The following is a 20,937-nucleotide window of genomic DNA, read 5'->3' on the forward strand; positions in this document are numbered from 1 at the left end:
CAATCTGCCTTATATATTCGCATTTTTATCTTGCACTTCGGCTTTTCATGGCCAAGATGTGCCCCCACCGGTGGACGTAATTGCTGCATTGCGATATTGGGGCCACCGTTCGCGTATATGGGAGCAGTAATATCATGATCGGACTTGTGCTTGTCACTCATGGCAAGCTGGCTGAAGAGTTTCGTCATGCTGTCGAGCACGTCGTCGGTCCTCAGAAATTCATCGAGACGGTCTGTATCGGCCCCGAAGACGACATGGATCAAAGACGGCAGGACATTCTGGAAGCTGTATCCGGTGCCGATGACGGCCATGGCGTCGTCATTCTGACCGACATGTTCGGCGGAACGCCGTCCAATCTCGCCATTTCAGTCATGAGCAGCGGCCATACCGAAGTCATTGCCGGCGTCAACCTGCCGATGCTGATCAAGCTCGCCGGCGTGCGTGGCGAGAACAACATGGAGAAGGCGCTGGTGGAGGCTTCCGAAGCCGGGCGGAAATATATCAATGTCGCGAGCCGCGTGCTCAGCGGAAAATAACGGCCCTTCATGACATCGCTCTCCCGGGAACTCCTCATCATCAACAAACGCGGCCTTCACGCACGCGCCTCCGCCAAATTCGTGCAGATGGTCGAGACCTTCGATGCCGCCATCACCGTTTCCAAGGACGGAATGACGGTCGGCGGCACCTCGATCATGGGCCTGATGATGCTGGCGGCAAGCCCCGGATCGAGCGTCGTCGTCTCGGCAAGCGGCAGCCAGGCCGCGGAAGCGCTCGAGGCCCTGGACCAACTGATCCAGAACCGGTTCGGCGAAGAGATGTGAGCTTTCCGAGCTCATATAAACATATAAAGACTTCTTTATATCCTTATTGCCTTCCCACCCGAAGCCTGCTAAACGGCGGATATGCCGTGCGCTAACGCATGTTGCATCGAACTTGCTTCATGCGACACGCTTCAGCTCTCTTTTTTGTGCATGTCGTCATCCCGGAACCGCTGCGCATCTCCGGGTGACCTGCATCAGGACGCGGCCCATCCATCGCGCGGTCATCTTCGCGCTTGCGCCAATTTTGAGACGTTTTTCAGCCTGGAGGCCTCTATGAGCACTGAAAAAGATTATGTCGTCGCCGATATCGGGCTTGCGGATTTCGGCCGCAAGGAAATTACCATCGCCGAAACCGAAATGCCGGGGCTGATGTCCTGCCGCACCGAATTCGGCGACGCAAAGCCGCTGAAGGGCGCGCGCATCACCGGCTCGCTGCATATGACCATCCAGACGGCCGTGCTCATCGAAACGCTGGTGGCGCTTGGCGCCGAAGTTCGCTGGGCCTCGTGCAACATCTTCTCGACGCAGGATCACGCCGCTGCCGCAATCGCCGCTGCCGGCGTTCCTGTTTTCGCCATCAAGGGCGAGTCGCTTGAAGATTACTGGGTCTATACCGACAAGATCTTCCAGTGGGCCGATGGCGGCCTTTCCAACATGATCCTCGATGACGGCGGCGACGCCACCATGTACATCCTGCTCGGCGCCCGCGCCGAAGCTGGCGAAGACGTGCTGTCGCATCCGCATTCCGAGGAGGAGGAAATCCTCTTCGCACAGATCAAGAAGCGCCTCGCCGCTTCGCCTGGCTGGTTCACCAAGCAGCGCGACGCGATCAAGGGCGTCACCGAGGAAACAACGACCGGCGTCAATCGCCTCTACCAGCTCAGCCAGAAGGGCCTGCTGCCCTTCCCGGCGATCAACGTCAACGACTCGGTCACCAAGTCGAAGTTCGACAACAAGTACGGCTGCAAGGAATCGCTGGTCGACGGCATCCGCCGCGGCACCGACGTGATGATGGCCGGCAAGGTTGCCGTCGTCTGCGGCTACGGCGATGTCGGCAAGGGTTCTGCCGCTTCGCTCTCCGGCGCCGGCGCCCGCGTCAAGGTAACCGAAGCCGATCCGATCTGCGCCCTGCAGGCCGCCATGGACGGTTATGAAGTCGTGCTGCTCGAGGACGTCGTTTCCTCGGCCGATATCTTCATCACTACCACCGGCAACAAAGACGTCATCCGCATCGACCACATGCGTCAGATGAAGGACATGGCGATCGTCGGCAATATCGGCCACTTCGACAACGAAATCGAAGTCGCCGCGCTGCGCAATCTCAAGTGGACCAACGTCAAGCCGCAGGTCGACCTGATCGAATTCCCCAAGGGCAACCGCATCATCCTTCTTTCCGAAGGCCGCCTGCTCAACCTCGGCAACGCCACCGGCCATCCGTCCTTCGTGATGTCGGCCTCCTTCACCAACCAGACGCTGGCGCAGATCGAGCTCTTCACCAAGCCCGATCAATATTCGAACCAGGTCTATATCCTGCCGAAGCATCTCGATGAAAAGGTCGCACGCCTGCATCTCGACAAGCTCGGCGTGAAGCTGACGGAGCTTTCCGAAGAGCAGGCTGCCTATATCGGCGTCTCGCCGAAGGGCCCGTTCAAGTCCGACCACTACAGATATTGATCTGATCGTTAATATCCACAAGATGTAGAAGCCGCGGCATTGACAAATGCCGCGGCTTATTTTTTGGGCGCTCTCTTCCCGCCAATTCCCATCCGAAGTATTGTTTTAAGACTTGATTCGTGGCGCCGGACCCCGTCCGGCCGCTCCGGAAATGGGATGTCTTGTCGTAATGCGGCACATTGAAGGACGGAGACATACCGCGGATGTCGGAACTGAAACACAGCCTGCCGGGTCAGGCGGATGATGGCGTTCGCGCCGGTCGCCGCCCGCTCATGGCGGGCCAAGAACAGCAATATGCAACGGCACACGAGGCCGCAAAGCAAGAGCATGGATCATTGGCGCGCTTTCTGAAAGCCTGCGCGGCTGGCACGGCGCTTGCCGCGCTGGCGCGGCCAGTTCTGGCCCAGACGGAGCAGCAAGCGGCGGCCGCGGCTCACCTTTTCACATCCTCGCAGGTCGTCGGCGTTTCCGTCGTCATCGGCGTCATATCGGCAGCACTGCTTTCGACATTGTGGCTGGTGCGCCAGCGCGGCAATCTGGAAAGCGAGAGCCGGGAAATCCGCTCGGCGCTGTCCGATGCCCAGCAGCGCATTTCGCAATACCAGGCGCTGATCGCCGACAAGAACCGGCGGATCGTCATCTGGGACGGCAATGCCCGTCCCGAACTGCTCGGCCAGCTTCCGCCCGAGACCGGTGCCCCGCAGGACGGCGAATTCCTGGCCTTCGGACTCTGGCTGAAGTCCCGCTCGGCCGCCGATCTGGAAAAGGCGATCGACCGGCTGCGCGATGGGGCACAGAGCTTCGACATGGTGGTCGAAACCATCCGCGATGAAATTCTCGAAGCACAGGGCCGGGTTTCCGGCGGCCGCGCCTTCGTCCGTTTTGTGGCGCTCAACAATCTGCGCGCCGAGCTTGCGGAGCTCAGGATCGAGCGCGACCGGCTGATGACCTCGATCTCGGCCTTCCAGACCATGCTCGACGCGATCGACATGCCGGCTTGGCAGCGCGATCCCGCCGGCCGCCTCACCTGGGTCAACCAGGCTTATGGCGAGGCCGTCGAAGCGCGCTCGCCGCAGCAGGCGATCAATGAAGGCCGCGAGATGCTGACGACCGTGGCGCGCGAACGCATTCGCGCGACGGTGACGCCGGAATCGCCCTTCCACGACACGATCTCGACGGTGGTGCACGGCAACCGCACCTTCTTCGACGTCGTCGACGTCAGGCTTCCCGGCGGCTCGGCCGGCATCGCAATCGATGTGTCCGACATCGAGGCGGTGCGCGCCGAGCTGGAACGGACGCTGAAGAGCCATGCCGAAACGCTCGACCATCTCGCCACGCCGGTCGCGATCTTCGACGGCGACCGCCGGCTGCAATTCTACAACCAGGCCTTCGTCGCACTCTGGGAGCTGGATATCGCCTTCCTGGAAGGCCGGCCGGACAATAGCGAGCTGCTCGAGCGGCTGCGGGCAGCCAAGAAGCTGCCGGACCAGCTCAACTGGAAGAGCTGGAAGGAAGCAGCCCTTTCCGTCTACCGCGCGCTCGACACGCAATCCGATCTCTGGCACCTGCCGAACGGGCAGACATTGCGCGTCTTTGCGACCGCCCATCCGCAGGGCGGCGCCACCTGGGTGTTCGAAAATCTGACCGAGCAGGTCGATCTCGAAACGCGCTACAACACGCTGGTCAAGGTGCAGGGCGAAACGATCGACCATCTATCCGAAGGTGTGGCGGTGTTCGGCCCGGATGGACGCATCCGCCTGTCGAACCCGGCTTTCCGCGCACTCTGGGGGATCACCGAAACCGAAGCCAAGCCCGGCACCCATATCCGCGCGTTGGGCGAGGCCTGTGCGCCGTCCTATGACCGGCCGGACGGCTGGAAGACCTTCGCCGAGCTGATCACCAGCTTCGACGACGAACGCCGCTCGGGCCAAGGAACGCTGGAACTGTTCTCCGGCCTGGTGCTCGACTATGCGGTCATCCCGCTGCCGAATGCCCAGACCATGCTGACTTTCGTCAACATGACGGACAGCGTACGGGCCGAACGGGCGCTGACCGAGAAGAACGAAGCGCTGCGCAAGGCCGACGAGCTGAAGAACGACTTCGTCCAGCACGTCTCCTACGAGCTGCGCTCGCCGCTGACGAATATCATCGGCTTCACCGACCTGCTGCGGACGCAGGGCGTCGGGCCGCTGAACGAACGGCAGGCCGAATATATCGACCATATCTCGACCTCGTCCTCGGTTCTTTTGACGCTCGTCAACGACATTCTCGACCTCGCGACCGTCGATGCCGGCATCATGCGGCTCAACTATGCGGATATCGATCTCAACGACCTGCTCGACGACGTCTCGATGCAGATCGCCGATCGCCTGCATGAAAGCGGCGTCGCGCTCGAAATCACCGCGCCGGCCTATCTCGGTTCGATCGTCGCCGACCCGCAACGGCTGAAGCAGATCCTTTTGAAGCTGCTTTCCAACGCGGCGAATTTCTCTCCCGAGGGCACCTCGATCTCCCTGGAATGCCATCGCGAAGGCACGGATTTCGTTTTCGCCGTCAGCGATCGCGGCCCCGGCATCTCACCCGATATGATCGCCACCGTCTTCGACCGCTTTGCGACCGGAGCGAAAAGCGGCAAACGCGGCGGTGCCGGCCTCGGCCTCTCGATCGTCGACAGCTTTGTCAGCCTGCATCATGGCGACGTGACGATCGACAGCGAGCCGGGCAAGGGCACGACCGTCGTCTGCCGCATTCCCTCGGTCGATATCCCGCATTCAGCTGCCGCCGAATGACGACCGGCGATACGATCTCGGTTTTTCTGAAGGACGAAGCGGCAACGATCCGCTTCGGCGACGATCTGGCGCTCGCCCTGAAAGCCGGCGATTGCCTGGCTCTTTCCGGCGATCTCGGCGCGGGCAAATCCTCACTCGCCCGTGCGATCCTGCGCGCCATGGCCGATGACGAGGGGCTCGAAGTCCCAAGCCCGACCTTTACGCTGGTGCAATCCTACGATCTGCGCATTCCGGTTTCGCACTTCGATCTCTACCGGCTCGGCGATCCGGCCGAATTGACGGAGCTCGGATTCGACGAGGCCCTGGAGAACGGCATCTGTCTCGTCGAATGGCCCGAGATGGCTGAGGGCGAACTGCCGGCCGATCGCATCGCACTAAGGCTGGACCAGGACGGCAGCGGCCGCCGGGCAACGATCAAAGCCGCAGAGCCGCAGGCCTCACGCATCCGCAGGGTCCTGGCGATCCGTGCCTTCCTCGACGAAGCCGGCTTTCCCACTGTCAAACGCCGCTTCCTGACCGGCGATGCTTCGCTGCGCGCCTATGAGGCGATCTATCTGGACGCTGCCCCGCGAAAAATACTGATGGATTGGCGCCCGCATCCCGAGGGACCGCCGGTCCATGACGGCAAGTCCTATCCCAAGGTCGCGCATCTGGCACAAAACGCCTATCCTTTCGTTGCGATTGCCGATGCCTTGCGCGAGCGCGGTTTTGCAACGCCGGAGATTTATCAGGTCGATTATGAGCAGGGTATCCTGCTGATCGAGGATCTCGGCACCGAAGGCGTGCTCGATGACGACGGGCAGCCGATCGTCGAACGTTACCGGCAAAGCGTCGCCTGCCTTGCCCATCTTCATTCCATGCAGATCCCTCAGAATATCCCGGTGTCTGCAACGCACACGCATCACATTCCGGACTTCGACCGCACGGCAATGAAGATGGAAGTGCAGCTTGTGCTCGATTGGCATATTGCCTGGAAGCGCGGCACACCTCCCACCGATATCGAACGGGCGGAGTATCTGGCGATCTGGGACGCGCTCATCGACGAGCTCGCGACAGCCGAGAAGAACCTGCTGCTGCGCGACTTCCACTCGCCGAACATTATCTGGCGCGATGAGAAAAGCGGTATTGGCAAAATCGGCATCATCGACTTCCAGGATGCAATGATCGGCCCGACCGCCTATGATCTGGCTTCCATCGTCCAAGATGCGCGGGTCACGATCAAACCGGCGCTCTTCCGGCAGCTGATGGATGATTATCTCGCCCTTCGCCGTGCCCAAGGCGGCTTTGACGAAGCCGAATTCATGAAGGCCTGGGCGATCATGTCTGCGCAGCGCAATTGCAAGCTCGCCGGTCTTTGGGTGCGGCTGTTGCAGCGCGACGGGAAGCCCGGCTATCTCAAGCATATGCCGCGAACGCTCGCCTATCTCCAGGTCGCATTCGAGCACGAAGCGCTTGCCCCCTTGCGTGATTGGTGCGCAAGGGCTGGAATAGGCCAAAGCGAATCATAAGTTCCGGATCAGGATGACAATCAGACAAGCCATGGTACTGGCCGCGGGTCTTGGAACCCGTATGCGCCCGATCACCGACACGATCCCGAAGCCGCTGGTGAAAATCGACGGCAAGCCGATGATCGACTATGCGCTGGATTCGCTGGTTGCGGCTGGCGTCGAACGGGCCGTCGTTAACGTTCACCACTTTGCCGGCCAGATGCTCGACCATCTCGAGGCCTATCGCGGCCTCGACATCATCATCTCAGACGAGCGGGAAGCACTGATGAATTCCGGCGGCGGGCTGGCGAAGGGTTTGAACCTGCTCGATCGCGAGAACGTTTTCGTCATGAATGCCGATCTCTTCTGGATCGGCGAACAGCTCGGGCGACCGACGAACTTGCAGCGCTTAGCCGGATTCTTCGATGCCGAACGCATGGACATGGCGCTTCTCTGTGTGAGGATCGAGGATACGACGGGTCACAACGGCAAGAACGATTTCGGCATGGCGGCCGACGGCCGGCTGGCGCGGTATCGCGACGATCCGTCCAATCCCGTCGTCTATGCCGGCGCGATCGTCATGAACCCGTCGCTGCTCGACGATGCGCCAAAGGATGCCTTCAATCTCAATATTTATTTCGACAAGGCGATCGCGCGCGGGCGGCTTTTCGGCATGCTGCTCGAGGGCCACTGGCTGACGGTGGGAACGCCGGAGGCAATCGGCGAGGCGGAGGAAACGATCCGACGGCTGCGGGCGTTCGCGTGAGATATGGCGGAGCGGTACCAGCCACGCATTCTGACGATCCCGGCGGGCCACTCCTTCCTGAAAACGCTGGCGACGAGGCTTTGCGACGGCCGGCTGACGCCGCTGTTCCGGCATGAGGCCGATGATCCGCTGTCGCTTTCCAGGGTAACGATCTACCTGCCGACGCGGCGCGCCGTGCGTGTGCTGCGCTCGGAATTCGTCGATCTGCTCGGCGGCCGCTCGGCGATCCTGCCTGTTATTCGTCCCCTCGGCGAAACCGACGACGACAGCGGCTATTTCGACGAGGCGCTGCCGGCAACGATCGATCTCGCCCAGCCGCTGTCGAATACGGCCCGCCTGCTGGAGCTTGCGCGCCTCATTCTCGCCTGGCGCAACAAACTGCCGGAGATCGTCCGCCACATTCATTCGGACTCGCCGCTCGTTGCGCCGGCAAGCCCGGCGGATGCGATCTGGCTCGCCCGCAACCTCGCGGAACTGATCGATTCCATCGAAACCGAAGACCTCGACTGGTCGGAGCTGTCGAAACTCGACACCGGCGATTATGCCGCCTGGTGGCAGCTGACGGCGGAATTCCTGCAGATCGCCAGCGCCTTCTGGCCGGAGCGGCTTTCCGAGCTCGAAAAATCCTCACCGGCGCGACACCGAAACGCCATTCTCCGGGCCGAAGCAAAAAGGCTTTCGGCGACGAAGCCCGCTGGACCGATCATCATTGCCGGTTCGACGGGCTCCGTTCCTGCCACCGCCGATCTGATCGCCGCCGTCGCCAATATGCCCGAAGGCGTGATCGTGCTTCCGGGCCTTGATCTTTCCATGCCTGAAAGGCACTGGCAGATGGTGGCGCCGGAGCTTTCCCCGGGCCAGCATGCTAATCCCGCAAGCCGCAGCCACCCGCAATATGGCCTGTCATCGCTGCTCAAGCGACTGAAGCTCACGCGCGCCGACGTCAGGCTCCTCGACAGGCCGGAAGCCGATCTTGACCGGCGCGCCGAAATCCTGTCCCGGGCACTCGTACCGGCGGAGGCGACCAGCGATTGGGGCACTTGGAAGAGCGAGCTGCCCGAGGGCGCGTTTTCTTCAGCTTTCGCCGATGTTTCGCTGATCGAAGCCGCGAACGAACGCGAGGAAGCGACGGCGATTGCCATTGCGCTCCGGTTGGCGTTGGAAAGACCGGGGCAGGACGGCGAAAGCCGGGCGGCGCTCATCACGCCGGACCGCAATCTCGCTCGCCGGGTGATGGCCGAGCTTTCCCGCTTCGGCATCCTCGCCGACGATTCGGCCGGCACTCCGCTTGCGGCCACGCCGCAGGGTACGCTTCTGCAATTGCTGCTGGAGGCGGCATTGCGCCCGGGCGATCCGGTGGCGATCGTCTCGCTGCTCAAACATCCGCTGGCCCGCTTCGGCCTTGAACGCGCCACATTGATTTCCGCCACCGAGGCGCTCGAGCTGCTGGCACTGCGCGGCGGCGTGACGGAGGTGGATATCAGCAGAACTCGAGCCGCTGCTCACCCATCAGCTTGCCGAACAGGCTGAGGATAGGCACCCGCCGCAATGGCGAAAAGCGCTTACGCCGGACGCCGCCGATGCCGCTTACGACCTTGCCCGCCGGGTCACACAAGCGACCGAGCCGCTGGCTTCGGCCTTGATGCGGCACCGGCCGGAAGATCGCGGCAGGACGGCCAGTTTTACCTTGTCCGAATGGGCGGAGCGCACCGGCCGCTCGCTTGAAGCGGTGGCGGCCGATCCGCATGGCAATCTCGCCGATCTCTGGTCGGGCGAAGCCGGCGATGCGCTTGCCGCCCTGCTCGGTGAAGTGATCGACACCAACGGCCAGATGGAGGCCGGCGGACCGCAATGGATCGACATCATGGCAGCCCTTGCCGCCGGTCATGCGGTGAAGCCGCGGGCGCTCAGCCATCCCCGCCTCTTCATCTTTGGCACGCTGGAAGCCCGCCTGCAGAGCGTCGATACGATGATCCTCGGCGGCCTGAACGAGGGCACCTGGCCGGGGCAGACCGCCAACAATCCCTTCATTCCGCGCATGATGAAGACGGAGATCGGCCTTGAGCCGCCCGAACGGCGCATCGGTCAACTGGCGCATGACTTCGAGATGGCGAACGGCACGCGCCATCTGATCTATTCGCGCGCGCTACGCCAGGGCTCGACGCCAACGGTCGCCTCGCGCTGGCTGCAGCGGCTGCTGGCGCTTGCCGGAGAGGCCTTCGAAGCGGAATTGAAGGGACGCGGCAACCGCTTCCTCCAATGGGCCGGCCTGATCGACCGGGGCGAGCCCCAGGCCCCGGCGCAGCGGCCTTCGCCGAAACCGCCGCTGACGCTGCAGCCGACATCCTACTCTTTCAGCGAAGTCGGACGGCTGCGCCGGGACCCTTATGCCATCTATGCCCGCCGCATTCTGCGGCTCGACCCCGTCGATGCGTTCAACCGCGATCCGGGAGCGGCCGAACGCGGCACGCTCTACCACACGATCATCGACCGGTTCATTCGCGAAGGACATGTCGCCGGCACGCCGGATGCGGCAGCGGCGATGGAGCGCATTCTTTCCGAGCTCTTCGACATGGAGCAGCTGCCGCCGCATATCGATGCGGTGTGGCGGCCGCGATTTCGCGCCGTGGCCGGCGCCTTCCTCGACTGGGAGGCCGGACGGCGGCCCGGCATCCGCAAGACGCTGACGGAGGTGCGGGGCGGCGTCGAACTGGAAGCGATCAATATCCGGCTCAACGGTGTTGCCGACCGGATCGACGTCACCGGACCGCAGGCCGCCGATATCATCGACTACAAGACAGGCTACAATCCCTCGCCGACACAGGCACGGGTGCTTCTCGATCCGCAGCTAGCGCTCGAAGCGGCGGCCCTGAGCGCCGGTGCCTTCCGCGATGCCGGCAGTCTCGTGCCGCAGGACCTGCTTTATGTCCGCCTGCGGCCGGGACGCCGTTTTCAGGTCGACACCGTCAACAACGAAAGTTCGGCGCGCAGCGACAAGGCGAAATCGGCGATGGATCTCGCCGAAGAATTGATCGATCAGCTGGTCAAGTTCGTGAGCTTGCTGCAGTCCGGCGAGAAAGGCTTTACCTCGCGGCTGATCCCGGCACAGCAATTCGATTTCGGCGGCGATTATGATCACCTCGCCCGCGTTTCCGAATGGTCGACGGCAGAAACCGAAGAAGGCGGCGGTGATGAGTGACGTGACCGCGCTTCCCAATGACGATGATCCGGGCGCCTGGATCGGCTGGACGACGATCCAGCAGGCGATCGCCTCCGATCCCGAGCGCTCGGCATGGGTCTCGGCAAATGCCGGCTCCGGCAAGACGCATGTGCTGACCCAGCGCGTCATCCGGCTTTTGCTTGCCGGTGCGCGGCCTTCCGCCATTTTATGCCTCACCTATACCAAGGCTGCCGCTTCCGAAATGTCGAACCGCGTCTTCGAACGGCTGGCGGACTGGGTGGTGCTTGACGATGAAGACCTTAGCCGGCGGATTACCCAGATCGAGGGGACCGCTCCCGACGGAATAAAGCTTGCCGAGGCCCGCCGGCTGTTTGCGAAGGCGCTGGAGACACCGGGTGGACTGAAGATCCAGACCATCCATGCTTTTTGCGAGGCGCTGCTGCATCAGTTCCCGCTGGAGGCCAATGTCGCCGGGCATTTCTCGGTTCTCGACGATCGCGCGGCGGAAGCGCTGCTGTCCGATGCGCGCCGAGCACTGCTGACGGCGACCGCGCCGGAGGGAGACAGCGCCCTTGCCGAGGCATTCGCCTATGTGCTCGATCTCGGCGACGAATCCGGCCTGGAAAATCTGCTCGGCGACATCGTCGCCAACCGCAACGCCATCCGTCGTTTCACGGCAACGGCCGAACGGCGGGGCGGCATCGAGGTGGTTTTGCGCGAAAGACTTGGTCTTGCCCCCGATGACACGGAGAGCCGGATCGCGGCGCAATATTGGCCGTTGCCGGAGCTTTCCGGCGGTATGCTGGAGCTTTATCTGTCGCTTGCCGATCAGAGGGGCGGCGCGAAGGCACAGGAAGTTGCCTATGGTCTCAGGCTTGCCGGGCGGGAACGTGACGACGCAAAACGCGCCGAGTTTCTCGAGAAAATCTTTCTGACGGTGAAGGGCGAGCCGAAGGCGGATTCGCAATTCACGGTCAAGGCGATGCTTGCCGAAGCGCCGCAGCTGGCGGGCGCCATTGCTGCTGCCCGCGCCCATGTCGCTGCAAGCCGCGACCGGCTGAAACTGATACGGATGCATGGCGCGACGCATGCCGCGCTGGTGCTGGCAGAGCGGCTCAATCACGACTATGAGGAGCTGAAGAAGCAGCGCAGCCAACTCGATTTCGAGGATCTGATCACCCGCACCGCCGACCTGCTGACGAAAAGCGGCGTCGGTCCCTGGATCCATTACAAGCTCGATCGCGGCATCGATCATATCCTCGTCGACGAAGCGCAGGATACCAGCCCGATCCAGTGGAGCGTCATCCAGTCGCTCGCCGAGGATTTCTTCTCCGGCGAAAGCGCCCGTCCGATCGTGCGCACGCTCTTTGCCGTCGGCGACGAGAAACAGTCGATCTATTCCTTTCAAGGCGCGCGGCCTGAGCGTTTTTCCGAGGAAAGCGACCGGACGCGACGGCGCGTCTCCGACAGCGGGCAAAACTTTTCCTCTGTGCGGCTGCCGCTTTCCTTCCGCTCGACCGCGGATGTGCTCGAAGCCGTCGACCACATATTCAGGGAACCCGACAATTCGCGCGGCCTCAGCGCGCTCGGCGAACCGGTCGTGCATCGCTCCAGCCGCATCGGACATCCCGGCGCCGTGGATCTTTGGGAAATGGTCGCGCCCGAGGCGGTGGTCAAGGAAGAGGACTGGACGGCGCCCTTCGACGCAACGCCGGAAAGCGCGCCGGCCGCAATCCTGGCACGACGGATCGCCCATTCGATCGGCACGCTTGTCGGCCGCGAGACGATTGTCGACAAAGGCAAAGAGCGCCTGATCGAAGCCGGCGACATCCTGGTGCTGGTGCGCAAGCGCGACGCCTTCGTCAATGCCTTGACACGCGCCTTGAAACGCCGCGGCGACATTCCGGTCGCCGGCGCTGACAGGCTGGTGCTGACCAGCCATATCGCCGTGCAGGATCTGCTGGCGCTCGGTCGTTTCCTGCTGCTGCCGGAGGACGATCTTTCGCTCGCCGCCGTGCTCAAGAGCCCGCTTTTCGATCTTTCCGAGGACGACATCTTTGCTATCGCCGCGCTACGCGGTGACAATGAGAGCGTCTGGCACCATCTCAAACGCTTCGCCGCCGACGGCACCGAGCGTTTCCGCGCGGCCGTGGAGAGGCTGGAGCTGTTCCTTCGCCAATCCAGAAGCCTGTCGGTTCATGATTTCTATGCGCGTGTGCTGGGCAGCCATGGCGGGCGGCGGCAATTCCTTGCCAGGCTCGGCACCGAGGTCAGCGATATCCTCGACGAATTCCTGACTTTCACCATCGACCATGAGAGCTCCGGCCTTCCCGGGCTGCAATCCTTCATCTCGACGCTGGAGCTCGAAGCCCCGGTGGTCAAGCGCGAGCAGGACAAGGGGCGCAACGAGGTGCGGATCATGACCGTGCATGCCTCCAAGGGTCTCGAGGCACCTATCGTCTTCCTGGTCGACGGCGGTTCGAAGGCCTTCACCCATACCCATCTGCCGAAACTTCGCCTGATCGAGACCGATGCCGACGAACCGCCGATGCCCGTCTGGGTTCCCGTCTCCGATCTCGCCAATTCGCTGACCCAGAACGACGCCGTCCGTATCCAGATGCTGGCGGAGGAAGAGTACCGCCGATTGCTCTACGTCGCCATGACGCGTGCCGCCGACCGGCTGGTCGTCTGCGGCTATCGCGGCGTGCGTCTCAACAACGACACCTGGCATATGATGATTTCGACGGCACTGCGCGACGACCATCCGCATGTCGAGGCGACGACATTCTCCAGTCCCGATGGCCAATGGCCGGGTATCGAATGGCGTGTGCCGCGGGTGGAGCGAAGCTTCGAGCGCATCGACCGCAGCCAGGAGCGCAACAGCGAGGAGAGCCTGCCGGACGGCCTGTTGCGGCCATTGCCGCCGCAGGCCGAGCTGCCCCGGCCGCTCAGCCCCTCCGGCGCCGGTACGATCATCGACGAAGACGAGGGCGGTTTGCTCGTCGTTTCGCCACTGTTCGGCGAGAAGGAGCGCAGCGATCGGTCTCTGGAGAAGGGTCGGCTGATCCATCGCATGCTGCAGGCGCTTCCCGAAATCCCGCCTGCTGAACGAGCTGATGCCGCAGGCCGCTATGCCGAACGGGCGGCGCGGTTCTGGCCGGAAGCCGAACGGCGCAAGCTGGTCGATTCGGTTCTGAAACTATTGGACGAAGAGGGTTTGCAGGCCGTCCTCGGTGACGAGGCACAGCCCGAGGTCTCGATCATGGGAACATCGACTCTTGAGGACAGGCGCTATGCCGTCTCCGGCCGCATCGACCGGCTCGCCGTCTTTGCCGATCGTGTCGTCATCCTCGATTACAAGACCAATCGGGTGCCGCCGGCGACGGAGGCGGCTATTCCCTTCGCGCACCGGGCGCAGCTGGCGATCTATCGCGAGATCCTGGCGCCGCTCTATCCCGGCAAGCCAATCGAGTGCATGCTTGTCTACACCGAGAACGCCTCGCTTTATACGCTGAGCGAAAAGGCGCTCGGTTTGGCGCTTGCAGCGGTCAAGACAAAGTGAAATACCGGACATTGAAAATTCGGCACCGCACCATCACATGTGGTTCAACACCCGAGGTAAAGGAGCAGCCCATGGCTACCGTGAAAGTCGATATCAACAATTTCCAGTCGGAAGTTCTGGAATCCGCAGAGCCCGTCGTCGTCGATTTCTGGGCTGAATGGTGCGGCCCGTGCAAGATGATTGCGCCAAGCCTTGAAGAAATCTCCGTCGAGATGGAAGGCAAGGTCAAGGTCGCCAAGCTGAATATCGATGAGAACCCGGAACTCGCCGCACAGTTCGGTGTGCGCTCCATTCCGACCCTGGCAATTTTCAAGGGCGGCGAAGTCGCCGATATTTCTGTCGGCGCCAAAGCGAAGACCGCGCTTTCGAACTGGATTTCCAGCGCCGCCTGATATCGCCCAGTTCACATTAACGAAAAAGCCCGGCTCGACCGGGCTTTTTTCATTTCGTATTCTTCATTTCGCCCATCACTTCGGCGGCGTGCCGTTGTCGCAAAGCACATCGCCGACGAGATAGAGAGAGCCGCCGACGAGGATGCGCGGGGGTAGACCCTCCGGATCGAGGACGGCTTTTATGGCTTCCAGCGCATCGCCGACGGTCGACATCGGTTCGGCAACCAGGCCGGCATCATAGGCGGCGTTCGACAAGATCACGGGGTCGATCATCGCATCGCTGTTGCGGATCGGCACGCAGAAAACCTTCTCGACCAAGCCGGCAAAGGCCTTGAAATAGCCGACCGGGTCCTTGGTGTTGATCATGCCGATAATCAGGAAAAGCGGCCGCGACTGGCGCTCTTCGAAATTGGCCATGGCTTCGGCGATCACTTCGCCGGCACCAGGATTGTGCCCGCCATCGATCCAGATCTCGGCGCCGGCGGGCGCATGCGCCAGCAGCCGGCCTTCGCCCAGGCGCTGCAGCCGGCCCGGCCATTCGACGGAATTCATCGCCTTTTCCATCATCGTCTCGGTGACGGTAAAACCCGCCGCCTTGACGGCGCGAATGGCGGCGGCGGCATTGGCATATTGATGGCGGCCGGGAAGGCGCGGCAGGGGCAGGTCGGCAAGACCGAATTCGTCCTGATAGACGAGCCGGCCATATTCCTCATGCGCCATGAAATCCTGCCCGAAGACGGCGCTCGGGCAATGCAGCCGTTCGGCCGTCGACATCAGCACGTCGAGTGCGGCGTCGTATTCCTGGTGGCCGATGACGACGGGAAGCCCCGGCTTCATGATGCCGGCCTTTTCGGCGGCGATCAATTCGACCCTATCGCCGAGATAGGGCTGGTGATCCAGCGAGATCGGCATGATCACCGAAACCGCCGGATCGGAAATGACATTGGTGGCATCGAACCGGCCGCCGAGACCGACTTCGATGATCGCGGCATCGGCCGGCTGTTCGGAAAATAGGATGAAGGTGACCGCCGTCAGGATTTCGAAGACGGTAATGTGCTGTCCGGCATTGGCATCGGCCACCCGGCGCAGGGCCTCGGCAAAGACGGCGTCATCGACAAGCTGCCCGCGCCCGCCCGCCACACCGATGCGATAACGCTCGTGCCAATTGACGAGATGCGGCGAGGTGTGAACATGAGCGCTGTAGCCGCCGGCTTCGAGCAGAGCGCGGCAGAAGGCGGTGACCGACCCCTTGCCGTTGGTGCCGGCGACATGGATCACCGGCGGCAGTTTTCGGTGCGGATTGCCGAGCACATCGAGAAGACGGGTGATGCGATCGAGAGACAGATCAAAACCCTTGGGATGCAATCCCATGAGCTTGTCGATCTCCTGTGCTGCCTCACTCACCGCGGTTTGGCCTCTGGGTATCAATTCGGCACCCCGCCTGCTTATCGGTTATCAGGCGCTCGCCGCCAGGGCGATCGTACCGCTATTCATGTCATTCGCCGCTGACACCGGCTTCTTCGTCAGAATCTTCAGGACGCGCGCCAGCGTTTCCGGGATATCGTGACGTTTGACGACCATATCGACCATACCATGCTCCAGCAGATATTCGGAGGTCTGGAAGCCTTCGGGCAGTTTTTCGCGCAAGGTCTGCTCGATGACGCGCTTGCCGGCAAAGCCGATTTCGGCGCCCGGCTCAGCCAGATGAATATCGCCGAGCATGGCATAGGAGGCCGTGACGCCGCCTGTGGTCGGATTGGTCAGCACGACGATATAAGGCTGACCGGATTCCTTCAGCAGGTCGACGGCAACCGTCGTGCGCGGCAGCTGCATCAGCGACAGGATGCCTTCCTGCATGCGCGCGCCGCCGGAGGCGGGGAACATCACCAGCGGGCACTTTTCAGACGTCGCACGCTCGAAAGCCTTGACGATGGCCTCGCCGGCAGCCATGCCGAGCGAACCGCCGATAAAGTTGAATTCGTGCACGACCGCCACGAGCTTCAGTCCCTGCACCTTCCCGAGCCCGGCGAGGATGGTATCCTCCTGTTCGGTCTTCAGGCGGCTGTCGCGCAGGCGATCGCTATATTTCTTCGAATCGCGGAACTTCAGCGGGTCCTGGGCGACCTTCGGCTGCGGCAGCGATTCATATTCGCCATTGTCGAACAGATCGGCCAAGCGGGCCTTGGCCGGCATCTTCATGTGATAGCCGGAGGCCGGAATGACCCATTTGTTGCCTTCCAGATCCTTGTGGAAGACCATCTCGCCGGTTTCCGGGCACTTGATCCAGAGGTTCTCCGGCACTTCGCGACGGCCCAGCATGGAATTGATCCGCGGGCGAACGTAGTTGGTGATCCAGTTCAACTCGAGTACTCCTGATTGACTAAAGCCCGTCACGATCTTTCAGATCGCTTGCCACGCTTTCGGTCTTTGTGTTCCCGCATGTCGTTGCCGCCAAACCGCTGTGCGACATGCTTTGACGCCAATGTGGGAAAACTATTCGGCAGCAACAAGGCGCGCCGAACGTGTTCCCGTGGAAAGGCCGCGCACCAGCGTGGCAACAGCCTGAACCGTGTCCGCCGTTGCCTTGCCGTCACTCGTCAGGCTGGTCGCGACCTGATTGACGATGGCGGTGCCGACGACGACGCCATCGGCCAAACCGCCGATGACCTTAGCATGTTCCGCCGTCTTGACGCCGAAGCCGACGCAGACGGGCAGTTGGGTGTGCTGCTTGATGCGTTCGACCGCGCCCGAAACCAGCGATGGATCCGGCAGCGCCGAACCGGTGATGCCGTTCATCGAGACGTAGTAGACGAAGCCGGAGGTATTCTTCAAAACCTTCGGCAGGCGCTTCTCATCCGTCGTCGGCGTCGCCAGGCGGATGAAATTGATGCCTTTGCGGATCGCCGGGATGCAGAGTTCGTCGTCCATTTCAGGCGGCAGATCGACGACGATCAGGCCGTCAATGCCGGCAGCAATCGCATCGTCGAGGAATTTCTCGACGCCGTAAATATAGATCGGATTGTAGTAGCCCATCATCACGATCGGCGTGGCGTCGTTGGTCTTGCGGAAATCGGCCGCCAGCTGCAGCGTCTTCTTCAGCGTCTGGCCGCCTTTCAGCGCACGCTGACCGGCGAGCTGGATCGCCGGGCCGTCGGCCATCGGATCGGAAAAGGGCATGCCGAGCTCGATTATGTCGGAGCCCGCCTCCGGCAGCGCCTTCATGATGCCGAGAGAGGTATCGTAGTCAGGATCGCCGCCCATGAAATAGGTCACAAGCGCCGGACGGCCCTCGGCCTTCAGCTCGGCAAAGCGTTTGTCCATGCGTGCGGTCATGTCTTACAGTCCCATTCCCAGAATCTTGCCGACGGTGAAGATATCCTTGTCGCCGCGGCCGGAGAGGTTCATCAGGATGATCTCGTCCTTGCCCATCGTCGGTGCGCGCTTGATCACCTCGGCAATCGCATGCGCGGCCTCGAGCGCCGGGATAATGCCTTCGAGGCGGGTCAGGGTCTGGAAGGCCTCGAGCGCTTCGTGATCCATGATCGGTACATAATCGACGCGGCCGATATCGCTGAGCCAGGAATGTTCGGGGCCGATGCCGGGATAATCAAGACCGGCCGAAATCGAATGGCCTTCCTTGATCTGGCCGTCGCCATCCTGCAGCAGATAGGTGCGGTTGCCGTGCAGCACACCCGGCGAACCGGCGGTGATCGACGCGCAATGTTCGTCGCCCTGCAGGCCCTTGCCGCCGGCTTCGACGCCGACGATCTTCACTGTCGGATCATCGAGGAAAGGATGGAAAATGCCGATCGCGTTCGAACCGCCGCCGACGGCAGCGATGACGAGATCCGGCAGGCGGCCTTCGGCTGCCAGCATCTGCTCTTTCGCTTCGGTGCCGATCACCGACTGAAAATCGCGGACCATCTCCGGATAGGGATGCGGACCCGCCGCCGTTCCGATCAGGTAGTAGGTATCCTCGACATTGGTGACCCAGTCGCGGAGCGCCTCGTTCATCGCATCTTTCAGCGTGCCGCTGCCGGCCGTCACCGGCTTCACTTCCGCGCCGAGCAGCTTCATGCGGAAAACATTCGGCGCCTGACGCTCGACGTCGGTGGCGCCCATATAGACCACGCAGGGCAGGCCGAAGCGGGCGGCAACGGTGGCGGAGGCAACTCCATGCTGGCCGGCGCCGGTTTCGGCGATGATCCGGGTCTTGCCCATGCGCTTGGCAAGCAGGATCTGGCCGATGCAGTTGTTGATCTTGTGCGAGCCGGTGTGGTTCAGCTCCTCACGCTTGAAATAGATCTTCGCGCCGCCGAGTTCGGCCGTAAGCCGCTCGGCGAAATAGAGCGGGCTCGGGCGGCCGATATAATGGGCGCTGAGATGCTTCAATTCGGCCTGGAATGCCGGATCGTTCTTCGCCCTGTCCCATTCGTCCTGCAGATCGAGGATCAGCGGCATCAACGTTTCGGCAACGAAACGACCGCCATAGATGCCGAAGCGGCCGTCTTCATCAGGCCCGGAACGGAAGGAATTCGGTTTAGGCGTCTCGTTCACTCTCAACTCCCTGAGGCCATGACAGGCGCATCCGCCTCGTCGACCGCATCGAAAAATTCATCGATCATTGCGACGTTCTTCACGCCAGGCGCAGTTTCGACGCCCGAGGAGACGTCGATACCACGTGCCTTGGTATTCGCCAGCGCATCAGCGACATTGTTCTTGTTCAGACCGCCTGACAGCATGTAGTCGATGCTGCCGTCGAGCCAGCTCAGAAGGCTCCAGTCGAAGGAAATGCCGTTACCACCCGGCAATTCGGAACCCTTCGGCGCTTTTGCATCGAAGAGGAAACGATCGGCGATGCCGATATAGGCCTCGACGCGTTTCAGATCGTCGGCGGTGCGCACCGAAAATACCTTCATGACCGGCAGACCGTAGAGCGCCTTTATGGTCAGCACATGTTCGGGGCTCTCATTGCCGTGGAGCTGCAGGATATCCGGCTTCAACAGCGAGACGATCTCGTCCAGTTCGTCATTGCTGGGATCGACGACGACGGCGACGATCTTCGCTTTGCCACGCGCGGGCTCGGCAAGTTTTGCCGCCAAGTCCGGCTCGATATAACGTGGGCTCTTTTCGAAGAAAATAAAACCGATATGGGTCGCGCCGCGCGTCAGCGCGCGATCGACAGCATCAGGCGTCGTCAAGCCGCAGATCTTGATATCCGGTCTCATGGCAGCGAAGTGACACGAAACGCGGCAAGAGTCGAGCCAATTTGCATGGAAAGCTGTATTTAGAGCGGCCTTCGGCAAAAGCGCTTAGCGATCTTTCAGGTTCGCTCCTCGCGCTTTAGCCCTTTGTTTTTACGCATGTCGTTTGCGGCAAAAGCGCTCAGCGCTTGCCTGGCAAAACCGCTGCACACTTTTGCGCGACATGCTCTAATCGAAATCAATGGCGTGCAGCTGGCTGCCATGCCGCTTCAGCCAGGATTTCGCTTCGTCCATCCCGGGGCAAAGCTTCCGGCAGAGCGCCCAGAAGTGCGGGCCGTGGTTCATTTCCTTGAGATGGGCGACCTCATGGGCGGCGAGATAATCGATCACCGAGGGCGGCGCCATAACGATGCGCCAGGAAAAGCTCAAATTTCCCTCCGACGAGCACGAGCCCCAACGGCTGCGCGTGTCCTTCATCGAGATCGAGCGGATCGGCGCCCGGATCGTTCCGGCATGCATCGTCGCGAGCTTCACCAAGCTCTGCGCGCGCCTCCTTCTTGAGAAAGGCCGCGATGCGCCGTCCGATATGTTCCTCCATGCCGCTGACGCGCAGCACCGGTCTGCCGTCTATCGAAACCGCCTCCGTCAGCCCGCGCAAGCTGCCGGTATGCTGGATGCGATGGGAAACGCCGCGAAAAAGAATTTCGCCGCCGTCGCGAAGGCCGGCATCGGTCGAAAACTTGGCAAGTTTGGTCAGCAGCCAACCCTGGTGCCGATCGAGAAAGGCATTGACCTCGCGCGCCGCAAGACCCTTCGGCACTGTCATCTTCAAGGCCCGGCCGCCCGGCTCGATGCGCAAGGTGATGCGGGTCGCCCGGTCATGCTGCTTGATGGTCAACGGCATCAGCCGGCCGGCCACCTCAAGCGTCCGCGTTTCGGGCGGCGCCGGTTTCCGCGCTTTCGGCCTTGTCTTCAGAAGCGAGAACATGGGTGTTTTCTATCCGATTCGCCGAGGGAGCGGACATAGAAAAACCGGCATCGGAAGATGCCGGTCATCAATT

Annotated in this window: 13 protein-coding genes and 2 pseudogenes; 9 read left to right on the top strand and 6 right to left on the bottom strand. The window is 62.0% G+C overall.

What is annotated here, in order from left to right:
- Window positions 1-134: 134 nt before the first annotated feature.
- From MF410_RS19285 to trxA, 9 genes and pseudogenes are all read left to right on the top strand, one after another.
- A complete protein-coding gene (locus tag MF410_RS19285; protein ID WP_003544139.1) occupies window positions 135-536 on the top strand; it encodes a PTS sugar transporter subunit IIA in 402 nt (133 codons plus the stop codon).
- A gap of 9 nt (window positions 537-545) precedes the next feature.
- Window positions 546-821, top strand: a complete 276-nt coding sequence (locus tag MF410_RS19290) for an HPr family phosphocarrier protein (RefSeq protein WP_012559412.1) — start codon at window positions 546-548, stop codon at window positions 819-821.
- A gap of 273 nt (window positions 822-1,094) precedes the next feature.
- Entirely contained in the window at window positions 1,095-2,495 is a 1,401-nt protein-coding gene (ahcY, locus tag MF410_RS19295) for an adenosylhomocysteinase (protein ID WP_097625118.1), read from the top strand.
- A 203-nt stretch (window positions 2,496-2,698) separates the two neighbouring features.
- The gene (locus MF410_RS19300; protein WP_131710937.1) at window positions 2,699-5,284 is read left to right on the top strand and encodes a PAS domain-containing sensor histidine kinase; all 2,586 of its coding nucleotides are present in this window, start codon (window positions 2,699-2,701) and stop codon (window positions 5,282-5,284) included.
- Window positions 5,281-6,792, top strand: coding sequence for a tRNA (adenosine(37)-N6)-threonylcarbamoyltransferase complex ATPase subunit type 1 TsaE (gene tsaE / locus MF410_RS19305; RefSeq protein ID WP_131710936.1), 1,512 nt, complete (start codon window positions 5,281-5,283; stop codon window positions 6,790-6,792). The genes MF410_RS19300 and tsaE overlap by 4 nt, the downstream gene beginning before the upstream one ends.
- A 13-nt stretch (window positions 6,793-6,805) precedes the next feature.
- A complete protein-coding gene (locus MF410_RS19310) occupies window positions 6,806-7,537 on the top strand; it encodes a nucleotidyltransferase family protein (RefSeq protein WP_097625115.1) in 732 nt (243 codons plus the stop codon).
- 3 nt (window positions 7,538-7,540) lie between these two features.
- Window positions 7,541-10,736 (top strand): annotated as a pseudogene (addB, locus tag MF410_RS19315) (double-strand break repair protein AddB).
- On the top strand, window positions 10,729-14,280 hold the full coding sequence (gene addA / locus MF410_RS19320; protein WP_239619972.1) for a double-strand break repair helicase AddA: 3,552 nt from the start codon (window positions 10,729-10,731) through the stop codon (window positions 14,278-14,280). The pseudogene addB and the gene addA overlap by 8 nt, the downstream one beginning before the upstream one ends.
- Window positions 14,281-14,351: 71 nt before the next feature.
- Window positions 14,352-14,672, top strand: coding sequence for a thioredoxin (gene trxA / locus MF410_RS19325; RefSeq protein ID WP_003589503.1), 321 nt, complete (start codon window positions 14,352-14,354; stop codon window positions 14,670-14,672).
- A 75-nt stretch (window positions 14,673-14,747) separates the two neighbouring features.
- Here the strand turns inward: trxA and MF410_RS19330 are convergent, their stop codons facing one another.
- The 6 genes and pseudogenes from MF410_RS19330 to MF410_RS19355 form a co-directional block, all read right to left on the bottom strand.
- Window positions 14,748-16,100: a folylpolyglutamate synthase/dihydrofolate synthase family protein gene (locus MF410_RS19330; protein WP_179867096.1), complete on the bottom strand. Its 1,353-nt coding sequence runs from the start codon at window positions 16,098-16,100 to the stop codon at window positions 14,748-14,750.
- A gap of 27 nt (window positions 16,101-16,127) precedes the next feature.
- Window positions 16,128-17,033 (bottom strand): acetyl-CoA carboxylase, carboxyltransferase subunit beta, encoded by a 906-nt coding sequence (accD, locus tag MF410_RS19335; protein ID WP_097625111.1) that lies wholly within the window; start codon window positions 17,031-17,033, stop codon window positions 16,128-16,130.
- Window positions 17,034-17,165: 132 nt separating this feature from the next.
- Window positions 17,166-18,005 (bottom strand): tryptophan synthase subunit alpha, encoded by an 840-nt coding sequence (gene trpA / locus MF410_RS19340; RefSeq protein ID WP_097625110.1) that lies wholly within the window; start codon window positions 18,003-18,005, stop codon window positions 17,166-17,168.
- A gap of 3 nt (window positions 18,006-18,008) precedes the next feature.
- A complete protein-coding gene (trpB, locus tag MF410_RS19345; protein ID WP_097625109.1) occupies window positions 18,009-19,229 on the bottom strand; it encodes a tryptophan synthase subunit beta in 1,221 nt (406 codons plus the stop codon).
- Window positions 19,230-19,231: 2 nt separating this feature from the next.
- Window positions 19,232-19,900 (bottom strand): phosphoribosylanthranilate isomerase, encoded by a 669-nt coding sequence (locus MF410_RS19350; protein WP_097625108.1) that lies wholly within the window; start codon window positions 19,898-19,900, stop codon window positions 19,232-19,234.
- Window positions 19,901-20,104: 204 nt separating this feature from the next.
- A pseudogene (locus MF410_RS19355) lies at window positions 20,105-20,864 on the bottom strand (SprT family zinc-dependent metalloprotease).
- Window positions 20,865-20,937: the final 73 nt, after the last annotated feature.

Source organism: Rhizobium sp. C104 (genome assembly GCF_022354505.1).
Lineage (GTDB): Bacteria > Pseudomonadota > Alphaproteobacteria > Rhizobiales > Rhizobiaceae > Rhizobium > Rhizobium redzepovicii.